General features: G+C 36.3%; 17 protein-coding genes. 9 read left to right on the forward strand and 8 right to left on the reverse strand.

Annotation, left to right across the window (positions count from 1 at the left end):
- Window positions 1–2: 2 nt before the first annotated feature.
- From DAY19_RS09225 to DAY19_RS09235, 3 genes are all read right to left on the reverse strand, one after another.
- Window positions 3–296 carry a hypothetical protein gene (locus DAY19_RS09225; protein ID WP_115361659.1) on the reverse strand — a complete coding sequence of 98 codons (294 nt, stop codon included), beginning with the start codon at window positions 294–296 and terminating at the stop codon, window positions 3–5.
- A 68-nt stretch (window positions 297–364) separates the two neighbouring features.
- Window positions 365–988, reverse strand: coding sequence for an NrsF family protein (locus DAY19_RS09230; RefSeq protein ID WP_115361661.1), 624 nt, complete (start codon window positions 986–988; stop codon window positions 365–367).
- A gap of 13 nt (window positions 989–1,001) precedes the next feature.
- Window positions 1,002–1,544 (reverse strand): RNA polymerase sigma factor, encoded by a 543-nt coding sequence (locus DAY19_RS09235; RefSeq protein ID WP_115361664.1) that lies wholly within the window; start codon window positions 1,542–1,544, stop codon window positions 1,002–1,004.
- 69 nt (window positions 1,545–1,613) lie between these two features.
- Here DAY19_RS09235 and DAY19_RS09240 point away from each other — a divergent pair, with 69 nt between their 5' ends.
- The 4 genes from DAY19_RS09240 to DAY19_RS09255 are packed head-to-tail and all read left to right on the forward strand — an operon-like array spanning window position 1,614 to window position 3,747.
- Window positions 1,614–1,880 (forward strand): hypothetical protein, encoded by a 267-nt coding sequence (locus DAY19_RS09240; protein ID WP_115361666.1) that lies wholly within the window; start codon window positions 1,614–1,616, stop codon window positions 1,878–1,880.
- Window positions 1,877–2,191, forward strand: coding sequence for a DUF2288 domain-containing protein (locus tag DAY19_RS09245; protein WP_115361668.1), 315 nt, complete (start codon window positions 1,877–1,879; stop codon window positions 2,189–2,191). Before DAY19_RS09240 ends, DAY19_RS09245 begins: the two co-directional genes overlap by 4 nt.
- Window positions 2,191–2,607, forward strand: coding sequence for a DUF1499 domain-containing protein (locus DAY19_RS09250; protein ID WP_115361670.1), 417 nt, complete (start codon window positions 2,191–2,193; stop codon window positions 2,605–2,607). Before DAY19_RS09245 ends, DAY19_RS09250 begins: the two co-directional genes overlap by 1 nt.
- A gap of 51 nt (window positions 2,608–2,658) precedes the next feature.
- Entirely contained in the window at window positions 2,659–3,747 is a 1,089-nt protein-coding gene (locus DAY19_RS09255) for a hypothetical protein (RefSeq protein WP_115361673.1), read from the forward strand.
- Here DAY19_RS09255 and DAY19_RS09260 read toward each other — a convergent pair.
- Together DAY19_RS09260 and DAY19_RS09265 are read right to left on the reverse strand one after the other, a co-directional pair.
- A complete protein-coding gene (locus tag DAY19_RS09260; RefSeq protein ID WP_115361674.1) occupies window positions 3,715–5,991 on the reverse strand; it encodes an RCC1 domain-containing protein in 2,277 nt (758 codons plus the stop codon). The two genes, DAY19_RS09255 and DAY19_RS09260, sit on opposite strands and share 33 nt — an antisense overlap.
- A 209-nt stretch (window positions 5,992–6,200) precedes the next feature.
- Complete coding sequence (locus DAY19_RS09265; RefSeq protein ID WP_115361676.1) at window positions 6,201–9,110, reverse strand: FecR domain-containing protein; 2,910 nt, start codon at window positions 9,108–9,110, stop codon at window positions 6,201–6,203.
- A gap of 70 nt (window positions 9,111–9,180) precedes the next feature.
- Here DAY19_RS09265 and DAY19_RS09270 point away from each other — a divergent pair, with 70 nt between their 5' ends.
- From DAY19_RS09270 to DAY19_RS09290, 5 genes are read left to right on the forward strand one after another with little or no spacing between them, the layout of a single operon-like run.
- A complete protein-coding gene (locus tag DAY19_RS09270; RefSeq protein WP_115361679.1) occupies window positions 9,181–10,905 on the forward strand; it encodes a SpoIIE family protein phosphatase in 1,725 nt (574 codons plus the stop codon).
- A 7-nt stretch (window positions 10,906–10,912) separates the two neighbouring features.
- Window positions 10,913–11,668, forward strand: a complete 756-nt coding sequence (locus DAY19_RS09275) for a hypothetical protein (RefSeq protein ID WP_115361681.1) — start codon at window positions 10,913–10,915, stop codon at window positions 11,666–11,668.
- A 4-nt stretch (window positions 11,669–11,672) separates the two neighbouring features.
- Complete coding sequence (locus tag DAY19_RS09280; protein ID WP_115361683.1) at window positions 11,673–12,134, forward strand: STAS domain-containing protein; 462 nt, start codon at window positions 11,673–11,675, stop codon at window positions 12,132–12,134.
- 1 nt (window position 12,135) lies between these two features.
- Window positions 12,136–13,608 carry a hybrid sensor histidine kinase/response regulator gene (locus tag DAY19_RS09285; protein WP_115361686.1) on the forward strand — a complete coding sequence of 491 codons (1,473 nt, stop codon included), beginning with the start codon at window positions 12,136–12,138 and terminating at the stop codon, window positions 13,606–13,608.
- Window positions 13,608–14,018 carry a response regulator gene (locus DAY19_RS09290; protein ID WP_115361688.1) on the forward strand — a complete coding sequence of 137 codons (411 nt, stop codon included), beginning with the start codon at window positions 13,608–13,610 and terminating at the stop codon, window positions 14,016–14,018. Before DAY19_RS09285 ends, DAY19_RS09290 begins: the two co-directional genes overlap by 1 nt.
- Here the strand turns inward: DAY19_RS09290 and DAY19_RS09295 are convergent.
- Genes DAY19_RS09295 through DAY19_RS09305 form a run of 3 tightly spaced genes read right to left on the reverse strand, consistent with a single transcriptional unit; the run spans window position 14,011 to window position 15,481 of the window.
- Window positions 14,011–14,532, reverse strand: coding sequence for a gamma carbonic anhydrase family protein (locus DAY19_RS09295; protein ID WP_115361689.1), 522 nt, complete (start codon window positions 14,530–14,532; stop codon window positions 14,011–14,013). The two genes, DAY19_RS09290 and DAY19_RS09295, sit on opposite strands and share 8 nt — an antisense overlap.
- Window positions 14,533–14,925 (reverse strand): cell envelope biogenesis protein OmpA, encoded by a 393-nt coding sequence (locus DAY19_RS09300; RefSeq protein ID WP_115361691.1) that lies wholly within the window; start codon window positions 14,923–14,925, stop codon window positions 14,533–14,535.
- 52 nt (window positions 14,926–14,977) lie between these two features.
- Complete coding sequence (locus DAY19_RS09305; protein WP_115361693.1) at window positions 14,978–15,481, reverse strand: c-type cytochrome; 504 nt, start codon at window positions 15,479–15,481, stop codon at window positions 14,978–14,980.
- Between the last annotated feature and the right edge of the window lie 188 nt (window positions 15,482–15,669).

Here is a 15,669-nt window from a genome sequence, read left to right on the forward strand (position 1 = left end):
GTTTATCTTTGAGCTACTTTTCCACCTTTAGCTTCACACTCTTCTTTAGTCAGTTTAATTAAACCTTTACCTTTACAAGAGTTTTGACCACCACACTTAGTCTCAGCTTGGCATCCATTCTTCCCATTACATGCATCAACTTTTCCGTGACAAGCCCCTTGACCCTTACAAGAGTTAACCCCGTAACACATTACTTCGTTAGCAGATACCTCAGGCATCTTCTTTTCTGTTCCAGTACAAGAAATCATAAGACCAGCAACAGCAGCACCCATTAGTAGTGATTTTTTTGAATTCATTTTTTTTCTCCTTATTAGAATATAAAATTATATTCTCTATTCCTTGTTCGAAATTATTTATTGTTTTGTTACATTTTTTTATTCTTAAATTTTAAAAATAAAACTCCAACTCCTGTTATCACTGCAACCGGTAGATAATGTGATACTAAGAGGTGTTCAGTTGAAAATGAGCATGCAAAATAAAGTATGATAATTGGAATCATAGCACTTGTTAGAAAGCTCAGTGTTAGCATTGAGCGCTCAAAAGCAATAAAGCCTTTCTTAAGCATATAATAATTCTGCGCAAAGCCTATTACCATTAAAATACTAAGCTCCAGTAAACAATGTGGACGATGATGTTCCTCTACTGGAAAGTTTGTTGGAAAGAAGTAATTTATCCCCAGTAATAAAAATAAAAGTAAGAACGGGATAAATGAAATAAGGTTCTTTTTTTCACTTAATAGCCCAGGTATCGAATTAGCAAAAACGAGATAGCCCCCTACAAGCAGAGCAATATTGGCAACGATGACCTGCAAAAGAAATTGTATATTTGAAATGTACTTTAGCTGAATTGGAGAACTTAGATAAATCGCTACGACACTAATAATAATTTGTGATCCCATCCAAACAAGAGTGCGAATCCATGGAGCCGGTAGTGGTTTAATTGGCTTCAAGTCATCAACTAATGAATTTATTAATTTATTATCATTCATAATATTCCCACTTCTACTTTACGACTTTCTTAAGTTTTGCCATAGCGCGAGATATTCTCGTTCTAGCAGCTGACTCAGTGATCCCTAAAGTTTCGGCCACCTCTTTTGTTTGATGGCCCTCAATTTTTGCCATGAGCAATGGCCGCTTCAACTCCTCAGTTAAATACTTGTTTATGAGTACTGATAATTGTTCGTTAATAATCAATTTTTCAATACTATCTATTCCTGTATTCGTAAGATCTTGAGGATTTGTGACATCTTCCTGAAACTCTTCTTCTCTTTCTTTTAATTTTGAGTACTTACGGATATAGTCAATAATTCTTCGTTCAATGATACAATTTACCCATGGCGTCACCGGTCGTTCGGGTGAGTACGTCGGTAGTGAATGATGAATACTCATTAGTATTTCTTGGCATATATCATCTCGATGAGACTCGTTAAAAACTTTCACTGAGACGATCTTTTTCACAATATGTGAAATGGCCTCAAGAAAGATGCGGTAAGCCTCCTGATCACCATTTTGTGACAATATAATGAGTTTTTTTAAATCATTCACAAGGCAATTCTAACATAGTATATTTAAGGGCGTACATCTACTTTGCATCAAAACACTAGAGGAGAAAAGTTGAAGATATATCATATTGTTTGGTCAATGATCGCCATTTTGGCCTTCTTATTCATACTTACACCTTACTATCGTAAGAAAGAAGAAAGAAAGAATCAGAATGAGCGCGAATATTTTACTTTAATTAAGAAGGAACTCGACCAAGAAGATATTTCAGATGAGTTAATCGATGCTGCTAAGAAAGTGCATACTTCTAATTATATTGATACTGAAGAAAAGTTACTAGCAATAATAAAAGAAGATAAGGATTCAATGAGATCATTATGAGCGATGAGAATAATCAAAACTTATTAGAAAGACTGACAAGTGAAATTGATGACGCAAGATGGGACATCTTAAAACCTCACCATGAAAGAGAGGCCCTCTTTATGATTAATGATGAACTTGAACTACCAGCTGTCGGATACACAATGGCATCTGATCAAGTTGAGTATATTAAAAAGTGGTTGGCTGATGGCCAAATGTATCGCCCAACTGACGAGCAAATTGAACTTTGGGAAAAGAATAATACAGAGTTTAAATATTTAATTGTTCAACCATATGTTCTAGTTAAGATAAAAAAAGAAGGACTGGTCTAATGAAATACTTGATGACTTTATTGCTATTAGTTTCATGTGCAAAAGAATTCATTATTCAAGAGTCATCAAGTATCGACAACTTCACTTGTCCGGCCATTGAAAATTGCCTCTCTTCTTTAGAAAAAGACTCGTCTCCAAATTATATTATGCCGTTCAAAATGATAGGGGCCAGCGCTAAAGAAAATATGGATATTATTGAAAAAGTTATCCGCAAGATCGGTGATTTTAAAATTGAAAGAAATAGTGAATACCTAAAAGTTACTAATGATAATGTTCATCTTGAATTTATCGCCAATGGAGCAAAGAAGCGCATTGAAGTTCGCTCTCAAGTGAAAAAACAGAGCTTCTTCTCTTACGACCAAGGCCGTAAACAAGTAGAAAATATCCGTTTTAACTTCTATCAAGGCAATTACTAACACAATCCTTCCCAGTTAAAGCAATCCTTAAGATATGTTAAAATTTCTTCAATGAAGAGATTTATTCTACCTATATTCTTACTAATTTCATCAAGTACTTTCGCCGCAATTGATATTGGTGATGGTTCTGATGGAGCTTGCTCCCTTGGTGGTGCAATTAGTGTTACATCAACTGTATCGGGAACAGCATTCAATTGTACCTCTCTAGTAACAACTGGAGCTATTACAGTCTCTGATGGAAACCCACTAATTATTAAGGTTCAAGGTGATGCGACCATTGATCATACAATAACTCTCTTAGGTACAGCTGGTGGTGCAGCCGCTGGTGGCGGAGTTGTTGCTGGAGCTGAAGGTGGCGATGCTACAAATGCGGTATGTGGTGGTTTTAGTTTTGCTGATATCGGAGGAAGTGGTGGTGCCGGAGGCTCACACGTTAACCTCGGTGGAAATGGTGGCGTAGGTCAGGCATCAGGGCCAACAGATGGGCTTGATACAATGAGTGCCCCTGGATCAACAACCACAACTTATGACTCGGCCCTTTCACTTGAGACACAGATTCGAGGTGGCTCCGGTGGAGGAAACGGTGGAGATGGTTGTGAAAGTAGTGGTACTTTTACTGAACCAGGTGGAACACCAGGTGGTGCAGGAGGTGGTGCACTTCATCTTGCCGCCGGCGGTGATATTTATATCAATGCACAAATTGATGTAAGAGGTGGAAATGGTCAACCAGGAACAAGTTCAGCAAACGGCCAATCTGGTGGCTCAGGTGCAGGAGCAGGTGGAGTCATCTTCTTACAATCATCTTTAAATATTGAACTAAACTCTGCCCTACTTGCAAATGGTGGAACAGGTGGTGCCGCAGGAGGTGCCCTTGCTGGAGCAGGTGGAGATGGTGGAGATGGAATTATTCGACTCGATGATCTCGATGGAACAATAACGGGAGTCGGTGGCTCATATTCACCAAGTCCTACAATCATTACTCACGGAGCAACAAGTTTAGAAACACTTTCTTCAGGAATTGAACCAGGGTGTGCCGTAAGAGAAGACATGACACCGAAGAATCAAACGATCCTCGGTGCCTTATTACTTTTAATCTTAATGATTGGATTAAATATCAAAGAGACTAAGAAAGCTAATTGAAGCTGGAGACTCATTATCCCCAATATCATCAGTATTAGCATTACCTAGCTGACCATGGGCCCCATAACCAATACATTTCACAAGACCTTCATCTGTTGATAAGAAACAGTGATGATGGAAACCACCAGATACTTGAGAAACACTTAGTCCTAGATCAATGGCCGGCAATTGGGCAAGTCCATCTACAATATTAGAAGTGTCTTGTTGTCCAAGTTTCCCCATTGCACCACTACCCCAACACTTAGCTTCTCCAGCTTTAGAGATAGCACATGTTGATGTATTTGAAGCAACAACTGAGGCGGCTTCAAAACCTAAATCAAGAGCTGAATGAGACTCTGTTGTCTCATCGTCACCAATTGACTCACCAGGGTTTGAACCAAGTTGCCCAAAGTTATTATTACCAAAACAAAATACTGTTGAATCAGACTGTAGAGCACAAGAGTGAATCCCTCCCGTTGTTACAGCGATAACTCCTTTTGGAGTATATGTTGGCTCCACTGGCGTTAAGACATTATTTAAATGGCCAAGACCAAGTTGTCCGTGAGAATTACGTCCCCAACATTTTAATGTTCCACCAGATAGAATTGCACATGCATGGAAACTCATCGATGAAATATCCATTTGAATGGCCTTACCACCTAAGTCGACTAGACTACCAGTAGATACAGGTTCATCATCTCCGATCGCTTCAGTGTCACCTGTGCCAAGTTGGCCAAATGTATTCATTCCCCAACAACGAACATCACCAGTCGTTAGAAGAGCACAATTATGATAAGTTCCACCATATAGCTTTCTAACAATTCCACCAATATCAGTATATCCATAAGAAGACAGAGGCTCATCATCGCCTAACTTTTCAGTAGAGCTCATCCCTAGCTGCCCATAGGCACTATCTCCAAAACACTTAACTTTATTTGACTCTGTTAAGACACAAGTGTGAAGATTACCAGCAATGACCTGAAGAGCTTTTTCTCCACTTAAATCAATTGGAGCAATCGAATCAATTGATTCATCATCACCAATTCTTTCTGTATTACCTTGCCCTAATTGGCCATAAGTATTATCTCCCCAGCATTTAACTTCACCAGAAGCTAATAATGCACAAGAGTGGTTACCACCAGCAACGATTTGAATTACTTGTTTTGTTACAAGAGGCTTTTCACAATATTGTACTGCCGCTGTAGAAAAAGGTCCTCTCTCATCATTTAAAGAGACAATATTAGTTTCTGCATCATATGAATACTGAACCTCTCCACCATCAACAAATGTACGAATTGTATTAGTATCAATATTTGATACTTTTAAATTAAAGTCATTAATAGGATCAATACGAGTCATGGCAAGTGTACCTAACTTTGATAGTCCATCACCATAATCACCTGTTGCCATATCAACAGTGAAGCCACCACCGAATTCAACAAACTCTTTATAACCATAACCAATTTCGTTTTCTCCACCAAATGGCATTGTTGAAGCGTTATTATAAATTACTCCACCAGTAACAAGTGGGCGGTCATTATAAAGAGCACTTAATTTATCATAAACACTCTTTGGCGTTACAACTTGAGTTTCACCATCAAAACATTCAACTAAACGTGAACGATCCTCTCCCCCTTGTGGGTCAGCGACAGGAGTTACACCATCTGGATAAATTGCACAAATATCTTGTTCATCAGCAACAAAGGCAATAACAAGTGCGGCATCTGGCCTAAAGAATCCTTGTTCCTGAATTGCTGCAAAATAGTCGGCATCAAGAGCACGATTAAGAGAAGCTAAACCAGCTTCACCACCATCGGTTGCATAATCTCCAGCTGGATTTTGCATCTTTGTTTTTAAATGAGTCTTGATCTCTTCAATTGTTAAAGAACGATTAGATAGAATCGTTGGCTCAGTACCTTTTGTATAAAGTTTTCCAAAATGAGATGAGGTTGAACCGTGTCCTAGCATAACTGCAATATTAATATCCGCAGCAGCAGGTATAACATCTAAGAAGGCATCGAATCCCTCAGCAATGTCGGCCCTTTCTTCGATAATAGAACCAGATGTATCTGGAATGATAAGAATATCAATATTTCTCGTTATATCCTCTTCTTTAGGTGCATAAATATCCTGATAGCAGGCAACATCTAGGTTTGGTAATGTTGGTAGATCTGCCCCTGGTACATCAACTAAGTCATCAAGACTTTCTGGTACACAAGAAGATGTGATAAATGAAATCCCAAGTATAAAGACCAACGTCTTCAACAAATATAAATGTGAATGTGGCCTTTTCTTATTACCCCTCAAAATAGCCCTCACTAGTTAAGTTTAACTTGGTCTTATTATAAGTGGCTGTTCGGTGAGGTTCTGAAATGGCCTAAGAATTTCTAGATTTCAGTTACTTAGGTGTAAATATGAAGATTTATGCCCTTATAAACTGACCAGTATTATGGCCATTCAATAAATTACATTTCCTAGAAGTTGTATTGAAGATTAAAGGCCATACTTTGCTGATTGGATTCGATGTCGCTATTGCTAAAGTCTTCATAGCTAAAAGATGCCTGATACATATCACTTATTTGGTAAGAAACTTCAAAGTTTAGGCCAGAATAATTTAGAATAAAGTAATTTAGCTCAGCTGAAACCTTACCTATTTTGTAATTAAGAGATGGAGCGAGGTTAAGGTAAAACTCTGCATTTGATTCAATAGAATTGTCGCTTAGAACACTTAGTTCATTTCGATATTCAACTTGAGTGACGACTCCATACTTAAGCCCAGCGACAGAGTTTAAAGGGCTTAATACTTGTGCCCCTAGACGTGTACGATTAAAAGCTAGATCTTCAAAAACAACTCCACTTGAATGCTTGAGAGAAAACTTAGCATCATAGTCCTTAATCTTTGTTTTATAACCACCAATGATAGAAATTAGATTCATGTCATCGACTTCTAGTTTCTTTGAATTACTAATAATATCGTAAGTTAATAATTCGGGACTAAACCCTACAAACCAATGGGTATCTCTTTCACTCTTTTCTAGCTTAGGCTTTGATTTAGAGATTCTATTTTCTTTAATCTCTTTTTTAATATCGATTCGACGTTTCTTTGAGTAAATGACATCACCTTTTTCTATTGCTTTAACTCTCCAGTAAAAGCTTTCTTCAAGCTGATTTTTAAATCGATAAGACGTCGCCTTCCCCAAACTAACTTCTTTAATATTTCTAAAAAAGCGATCTTTAGAGAATTCGATATAGAACCTATCACCTCTTACTTGTTCAAATTGAAGTTCAATGACATCGTCTTTCTTAAATCTCTTACCATGTCTAGGTGATAATAAATTAATGCCTTGAGCACCACCAAACTTCTTTGTAACAATTAAGTCTTCTTTAGACGAGAATTCACTCTCTTGGTTCCAATAATCAATAGCAGATACACGCCATTGAAAATGTCCAACTGAATAATCCTTCCATTCATAGCGATTTATTTTCACCTTCTCATCGACGACAATGTCATCTCCATCAAGGATTTGTACACGATATTCTTTTACATCATTAACAGCTTCCCACTTAAGTACAATATCGTCTTTTGCATGAGCAACAGGAATAAGCCAATTCAAAACTCTTCCAACAAATGGCCCTAACTGATTCATCTCAACACGCTTTTCTATCTTTTTAATCTTCGGTGCTGGCGGTGGCGGTGGAGGAACAATTATAATCTTTACTGGAGGAACAAATTTTCCAGACTCATTTTTCACTCGCCAATAATGAACACCAAGCTCTTTAATAAGTAATTTTGTATTGGCCTCAGTTGTTTCAATCTCTTGAACAATATTTTTAAAGCTACGATCTTTTGAAATCTCTACCTGAAAAGAGCGCTCTCCTGGAGCAGCTTTATTTGCCCAAGTTAGGTCAATCATATCTCCTGGCTTTTTAACGACTACCTTTCGTCCATTTTCAAGAGCGGAGTTATCATTATCAAATGTTACACTAAACTCATTCTCATCAGATGCTGATACTTTTTCGCCATTAAAGTAATACTCTAGGGACCATTCATAATCGCCACTTTCTTCAATAGGAATCTTATAAGACTGACCGGCCACTAGGTGTCTCTTTCCATTTAAAACGAGATAAGTCTCAAGTCCCTCAGGAAGATCTGCTGTTTCCCAATTAAACTCAACGAGATCTTTCTGGTAGAAATAATATTCTTCACCATTAAACGGTCTTTTAAGAACAATCTTCTCAGGTGCCTTAATAACTTCAATTAAATGACTTTTTGATTTTAAAGCAAATGGGTGTTCAATGGACTTATTACGATAGCTTAATTTATAAGAGCCAACTTCATCGAAATTAATTTTTAAAACGCCATCATCATAATCGACATCTTCAATAATTTCATCATTAATGAAAAAATCGATTGAATCAAAAGACTGTGTATAAATTGTCTTTTCTTGCCCAACAAGTAATCTTGATTCATTTTCTAAATTCTCAAATATTGGAATCTCTTCAAATATTATTTCAAATGACTTCTCAGTCGAAACCTCTTTATCATTGGAAACCTGCCAGTAATAAATCCCCTGCCCTAAGTCCTTTATTACGATTTGATTATTTGTTACGTCAAAGACTTCCCCATTTTCAAATGCAGACTTAGTTTTTGAAAGATGTAGTTTTTCTACATCTTCATTGAAATTGAATTTCACTTGATTATTTTCAACAAGGTAGAAAAGCTTACCATCAGTAGGAGTAAACTCGCTTGGCCAACTTTTCTTTACCGTATAAGAGTCATTCGTTAAAAGTACACGAACACCTTTTTCAATTGTTTCCTCACGATTTCCAAGGCGAACCTTGGCCTGTCCTTCTAATACTGAAAGTTCTTTATTCTTACCATCTGTTGAAATCTTAATCTTTGAACTATCTGACTTGATTTCATAAATCTGATCACCTACTTTTACAACAAATGCTTCACTAGAATTACTTAATGTAGCAAAGACTACACCTTGCTCAATATTAAGATTAATTCCATCAGTATCTTGCGTAATTTTAAAAAGACTTTCTTCAGAAACTTTCAGTCGATTTCCAGAACTAAATTCAAGCTCAGCTGTGGAGTCCTTGTCCGTAAAGATTCGGTCATTATGATATAAGGCTTCATTACTTCCAAGATCATGCCATGAGAAATTATCGAAACTTCTGCGACGGACATCATTTCGAAGTTCAAAGACTTGGCCTAAAGTAATGCGCTCTCCACCAATTATCGGTGGATAATATGAAGTATTAAAAACTTGATTGCCAGCAAAGGCGGCAACACAAATACATACTAAGATAACGAATGTATCTAATAGTGAATTAACTCGTCCCACTATCCTCTTTCCATACTGGTACTCTTTTCTCATTCTTGCGCATGACGCAAATCGTTAATATCATTGTATCTAAATATTTAAGAGACTTCTACGTAGGTAAATAATGGGCAAGAAACCGATCTTTCCGATCAAGTTTAAACTGATTACTTTAAATACTGCATTGCTGATTGTTGTTATTGCTTTTCTGACAAAGTATGCGACGCACTTATTTGAAAAAGATAAGAAAGCATATCTCTACGAGAACTCGCTCTTTAACGTTACGAGTGTAGCAAAAGAATTCAATTATACTCTTAATCGAATTACTTCTGATCTTCAAAACTTATCACTTATTAAAAACAAAAAGCTTAAATCAAAAGCAATTAGTGAAACAAAGTATATTCTAGCCTACCTTGAAAAAGGCGAATTCATCATTAATCGCGACTTTGATAAAGATGAGAACCAATTCAAATTGGCCATACCAAAGAATCAAAGGAATGATTCAATTGCATCATTTACTTTTGAAGATGAAAAATTTGTTATTCTCACTAAAAAGTTTAAAGACAATCTTGCTTCCATAGTTATTAAGGCCAATATTTTAAATAACCTACTCTCACAAAACCGCACCTATAATACTCTCGTCTTTCAAAATGGAAAACTAGTCCTAGGAAATGATCTTATTGGGCTAAGTGAGTATGATAAGAATGAATTCAAAGGAAATAATATTGTTAAAAAGGTTCGATTCAACAATGATGACTACCTTATATCAACAGCACAAACAAAGGCCTTTGAGCTTTCTGTTGTTTCCACTATCTCTGAATCAGATGCTCTTTCAGTAACAAAGTTTTTAACTCAAAGAGCTTTATATTTTGCCATTTTCATTATCGCACTTTCTACAATTATTATCGTCTTATTATCGAGAACAATTTCAAAGCCTATTGAAAAACTTTACAGACGTGCACTAAGTATTGGACAAGGAGACTTTGAGTCAACAGTAGAAATTAAAACAAAAGATGAACTAGGAACTCTCGGTGATTCATTCAACCAGATGTCTCGCGATATTTTAGACTATATTGAAAAGATGAAGGAGAAGGCCCGTTTAGACGAGGAAGTAAAAGTTGCAAAACTTGTCCAAGAAGAGTTCTTTCCACCTAAGGACATTGAAACCAACGCTGTCCGTATAAGCTCTTATGCAGCACCAGCAAGTGAATGTGGTGGTGACTGGTGGGGACATCATGAATTTGGTGACTTTATCATAACAATTATTGCAGATGCTACAGGACATGGCCTACCAGCAGCGCTTCTAACATCGGCCATTAATTCGGCTTTTAATAGTATTAAAATAAGACTAGAAGAAGAGACATCTCTTATTTCTCCAGCTGAAATCACCCAGTACTTAAATAAGGTCATCGATCTTTCAAATAATAAAATTCTTCTCACAGCATTTGTTTCGGTCTACAACACCAAGACAAGAGAGTATTCATATACAAACGCCAGTCACTTGGAAGTATTAAAAGTTCCAAAAAGGAATGAGATCACTAAAGCAGATATTATTCCACTAATTGATGCTAAAGGACCTCGACTTGGTGAAAGTAACGAATCTTCATACTCTTATGAAACAATTAAACTAGAGGCCGGTGAGCTTCTTGTTTATATGACGGATGGAATTACTGAAGCTGAAAATAGTGAGGGTAAACAATGGGGACTTAGAAAACTTCTTAAGATCCTTATGACCTATGGACAAAACACAAGTAAAGAAATTCGTGATACAATAGTTTCTGTTGTATACGACCACAGAGGGTCTGACTCATTTGATGATGATCTAACGTTAATTTGTCTTGAAGTAAAGTGATGTAATTATGGGAATAAAGTTAAATATCCAACATTCAGAATTTGAAGAAATTGAAAATCTCAATCTCCACTCTCCAAATCAAAATATTGCAATTGGAGATGAACTTCAAAAGGCCAGTGATATTTTTATCAGCCGCTATGACACTCTTATTAACTTAAAATATCTAGTTGATAATGGTGCAAATCATATTATTGCAAACTCCCCTAGCCTCAAAGATGAAATTAAATCTGTCGTGGACTTTATAAATGATGAACAAAAAAATAATCTCGAAAGTCGTATCGCTCCTAAGGTGCAAAATAAAGTAACTATTGAAAGTGAAGATGGATTTGATAAAAGCCTTCAACAGCTTCTTCAAGATATTGACTTCGAAGGTTATCACGAGAGCATCTCAAGTAAACTAAATCTAGTTACCAACGAGTTCTACACAAATGATATATTTCATAGGACAAGTACCCAAAAAAAGGGAGAAATACGCCTTTCTCAAGATGATTGCAAGATTATTATCCACTACAAGAGTTATACTAAAGTGAAGAAATCCTCAATTGTTTCATCCCTTTACCGAGCAGCTAAAGAGAAGAAACCAAGGCAAGAGGGCCGTGGAGCAGGACTAGGACTATACTTCATCTTGCAAAATTGTGATCGCTTGCAAGTTGTTCAAAACCCTGAATCAACAGACTTCTATGTCTATATTGAGAAGAACAAAAGATACAAAGATATTAGTAAAAGAATACCTTCAATAAACTTATATAATTTAAAGGAATAAAACTATGAGTAACTTAAGTGTTGAAGTCAAAACAGAAAATGACACAACCATTGTTAATCTAACAGGAAGAATTGACGAGGATGCTGATCTAAAGCCTATTCTCGATTTGAAAGATAAGAAGTTACATATCAACTTTAATAATGTTGAAATGATAAACTCATGTGGAATTAGAGAATGGATCAATATGCTAGGTGAATTATCTGGCAAGATCACCTACTCTCATTGTCCACAAAGTGTCATCGAACAAATTAATATGGTCCACGGCTTTATCAAGCCTGGTATTGATGTTGAGAGCTTCTATGCTCCATATTACGAAGAATCAACTGACGAAGTAAAAATGATTCTAATTAATACTAGTGACGTTGTTGATAATAAAGCACCTGTTATGAAAAATGATGCAGGAGAAGAACTTGAGTTTGATGCTATCGAAGCGCAATACTTTCAATTCATTAAACAGATGAGCTAATATGAGCAACTACAATCTCTACGATTCAATTTTTGAACCTATCTGTGTTGTAAACAAGAGCAATGAAATTGTTTATTATAATCACTACTTTGCTTCATTCTTTAAGAAGTCACCACGAATTTTAAAGAAAGGACCAAAACTTAGAAGCTTATTTACAGGGTTTGAAATTGAAAGTTTTCTCTATGATATTCAAGGTGTAAAAGTCGGTCCAGAAGTAGAGATCTATCTTGACGATCAAACTTTTTACCACGTTATTATTAAAGCGATTGAGGCAAATGATGAAAAGATTGTCTGCTTTAATGATATAAGTATTGAAAAGAATCTTTATACAAAATATCGATATCAAATTGAAGAACTCAAAGAGATACATAACCAAATTATTCAAGCCGATAAACTAAGTACTATCGGAGAGATTACTGCTACGATCTCACATGAGATCTCAAATCCTCTTACGATCGCATCAGGAAACCTTGAATTAGTGGATGCTTTAATTAGTAATGAGAATATTGAATCAAAGGATCTAATCACTGGAAGTATTCACGATACTAAAGACTCTATCGATCGTATTACAAAAATTATAAAAGGCCTAAAGAGCTTCCTACACAATAAAGATAGTAATAAGAAATTCATTTCTGTTGAAAAAGTAGTTGAAAGATCTCTTAGTCTTTTGAAAGTTCCACTCGAACAAGATGGAATTAAAGTTGAATTTGACTGCAAATCGTCTTCAATTATTTTGGCCAACCCAATTGAAATGGAGCAAGTTATTATTAACTTAGTAACTAATGCAATCCACGCCCTTGTAGACGCTAAAGTAGCCTCTCCTACTATTACAATAACAATTACAAAAGATGATGTTTGCCACATTATCAATGTTATTGATAATGGGCCGGGAATTAATGCAGAAAATAAAGATCAAATATTTGAGTCTTTCTTTACTACAAAAGAAGTTGGAGAAGGTACAGGGCTTGGCCTTGCTATTTCTTCTAAAATTATCGATTCATATTCAGGTAGTTTAAAGCTTGTGGATTCTGATAGCGGATGTAATTTTGAAATCACTCTTCCAAAAATGGAGACGACTTCATTTACAGATAGTGAACTTAGTATCAATTTAGATTTCAAAAGAGTTCTAGTAATTGATAATGAACCACAAATATTAAACTTATTTGCAAAGTATTTTAAAGATGGGCCAGTAAATCTTATCTTTGCTTCCGATGCAATTGAAGCTCAAAGACTTCTATTGGGTACAAATGTAGATGCCATCATCACAGACTATGATATGCCTGAGAAGAATGGTGTTGAGTTTGCAAAAGAGCTAGCTAGTCAAGGAGATGAGACACCTGTGTTTATAATGTCAGGTGTAGCTCAAAAGAACTTGATAGCAGGTTATCAGGAAATAAAAGGGTTCCTTGAGAAGCCTTTTGAAAAAGAAGATATTCTAGATTTACTTGGAATTAAGAGTGAGGAGAATAACTAATGGCAATGTCTCCGGCAAGTCCACCATTAGCAAAAAAACCTTCTGTTCTCATTGTTGATGATGAGGAAAAGATCTGCTTTCTTATCAAAACATTTTTAGAACAAACTGGTGCATTTAAAAATATTGTTACTGCTGATACGGTAAGTGTGGCACTTTTAAAACTTAGAAATGAAGACTTTGATCTTGTTATTATTGATTATAAATTACCTGATAAGGATGGAACTTATTTTATCGATGTTGCAAGTAAATCAATGAAGTATCAGAAAATGAAGTATCTTCTTATTTCAGGATTTTTAGATAATCGCTCAATGGTTAGTGTTATTAATTCTGGTGTAACAAATGTTTTAGTAAAGCCATTTTCAAGAGATGATCTCATCGATAAGGTCTACTCTCTCCTAAAGATTAAATAGGCTCGACTTCATTTAAAAACTCATCTTTTGTTAAAAGATAAGACTTATAATGATTACTATATGTATTCACCTCTTCTGGTGTGAGCTTTCTTTTGGCAACAGCAGGAGTACCTATAATAAAGCTCTCAGGGGGATAAACTTTTCCAGGAGGAACAACACTTCCCCCTGCTACAATAGAGTTTTTTCCAATGACAGCACCATCAAGAACAGTGGCCCCCATTCCAATAAGACAGCCTTCTTCAATTGTACACGCGTGCAGAGTTACACTATGGCCCACACTAACATTCTCTTTGATAATTAACGGAATATCTTCAACAACATGAAGCATTGTCAGATCTTGAATATTACAATTATCACCTATGTGTATTTCGTTCACATCACCACGAGCAACAACTTGAAACCATAGAGAAACATTCTTTCCAAGAAAGACCTTTCCTATGACATCTGCTGAGTCGGCGACAAAACATCCCTCACCAAGACTTGGTTCAATTCCTTTATAACGATATAGCGTCATCTATCTCCACCCAATTACTTCATAACCTTTTTCTGCAAGACAGCGATTAACAAAGCGCTGTTTTACTTCATCTTCACTTAGACCTGCTGATGCGGCACCACTCGCTCCGCCAATAGCTGCGCCCTGAGCGGCTCCTCGTCCAGCATTTCCACCAAAGACAGCACTTGCTACAGCACCAACGATAGCACCCCATGCAGCACCTTTTCCACCTTCACGAATCATCTGCCTTCCACGCTCACTTTCTAAAAACTCATCGGCCTTATCCATGCAAAGAGAGATATCTCGATCAGCTTGTTCCTTTCCATATTTTTGATAGGCCTTATTTGGGTAGAGTTTAGGTTTAGAAGCGCAGGCAACTAAGACAATTAAAAGCGATAGTGAAAATATCTTCATGATTGCTCCCAAAAAAAAAGCCGCTTAAAGCGGCCTTATTTAGATTTGAATTTTATTCTTCTTTAACTCCACCCCATGGAATCTTTGAAAGATAGGCTGCTAAATCAGCAATATCCTCTGGGGAAAGTTTTTTAACAATAGTTAACATTTGCTGGTTAACACGTACTCCGTTTTTCATATCAAGAAGTTGCTTCTCAATATACCATTCCATTTGTCCACCAATACGAGGTGCCTTATTAGCGGCTTTCCCTGAACCATCTTTAGCGTGACATGCAATACATTGCTTATAAAGCTTATCTGCTCTTTCAAGTTGTGGAGTATCTAAAGGGATAATTGTCTTTTCTTCGATTACTTCATCAGTGATAACTGGTGGAGCTGTAACTTCAGCGTGTATTTTTGCAAGTTCTTCAACTTCTTTTAAGTGAGCAATATGAGCTTTTTCAGCTGCTTCAAAATTATATTTCTCATTGTTGACTTCAACGCTCTGGTAACTTGATAAGTTCATAACAAGAACTAGCCCTACTAAAGTGAGGGAAAATAGCACTAAACGATACATCGTTTCTCCATTCCAAAAATTAATCTACTTTTAATGGCTTAAGTATAATTGTCCTGACTGATTTTGGCAATCGTAAAGGTATCAAGCTCAAATCTTACTACCTTGCGCGTCATCAATAACGCACGGCTAATACATGGACGTTCTACATTATAGGGTTTATAATTCGGCCACAAAAACTTAAGTAAATT

The organism is Halobacteriovorax vibrionivorans, assembly GCF_003346865.1.
Classification (GTDB): Bacteria; Bdellovibrionota; Bacteriovoracia; order Bacteriovoracales; family Bacteriovoracaceae; genus Halobacteriovorax_A; species Halobacteriovorax_A vibrionivorans.

Coding starts and splice junctions, on each gene's coding strand:
- DAY19_RS09225 (WP_115361659.1), bottom strand. CDS start 296: ATGAATTCAAAAAAATCACTACTAATGGGTGCTGCTGTTGCTGGTCTT.
- DAY19_RS09230 (WP_115361661.1), bottom strand. CDS start 988: ATGAATGATAATAAATTAATAAATTCATTAGTTGATGACTTGAAGCCA.
- DAY19_RS09245 (WP_115361668.1), top strand. CDS start 1,877: ATGAGCGATGAGAATAATCAAAACTTATTAGAAAGACTGACAAGTGAA.
- DAY19_RS09250 (WP_115361670.1), top strand. CDS start 2,191: ATGAAATACTTGATGACTTTATTGCTATTAGTTTCATGTGCAAAAGAA.
- DAY19_RS09255 (WP_115361673.1), top strand. CDS start 2,659: ATGAAGAGATTTATTCTACCTATATTCTTACTAATTTCATCAAGTACT.
- DAY19_RS09265 (WP_115361676.1), bottom strand. CDS start 9,110: ATGAGAAAAGAGTACCAGTATGGAAAGAGGATAGTGGGACGAGTTAAT.
- DAY19_RS09270 (WP_115361679.1), top strand. CDS start 9,181: ATGGGCAAGAAACCGATCTTTCCGATCAAGTTTAAACTGATTACTTTA.
- DAY19_RS09275 (WP_115361681.1), top strand. CDS start 10,913: ATGGGAATAAAGTTAAATATCCAACATTCAGAATTTGAAGAAATTGAA.
- DAY19_RS09280 (WP_115361683.1), top strand. CDS start 11,673: ATGAGTAACTTAAGTGTTGAAGTCAAAACAGAAAATGACACAACCATT.
- DAY19_RS09285 (WP_115361686.1), top strand. CDS start 12,136: ATGAGCAACTACAATCTCTACGATTCAATTTTTGAACCTATCTGTGTT.
- DAY19_RS09290 (WP_115361688.1), top strand. CDS start 13,608: ATGGCAATGTCTCCGGCAAGTCCACCATTAGCAAAAAAACCTTCTGTT.
- DAY19_RS09295 (WP_115361689.1), bottom strand. CDS start 14,532: ATGACGCTATATCGTTATAAAGGAATTGAACCAAGTCTTGGTGAGGGA.
- DAY19_RS09300 (WP_115361691.1), bottom strand. CDS start 14,925: ATGAAGATATTTTCACTATCGCTTTTAATTGTCTTAGTTGCCTGCGCT.
- DAY19_RS09305 (WP_115361693.1), bottom strand. CDS start 15,481: ATGTATCGTTTAGTGCTATTTTCCCTCACTTTAGTAGGGCTAGTTCTT.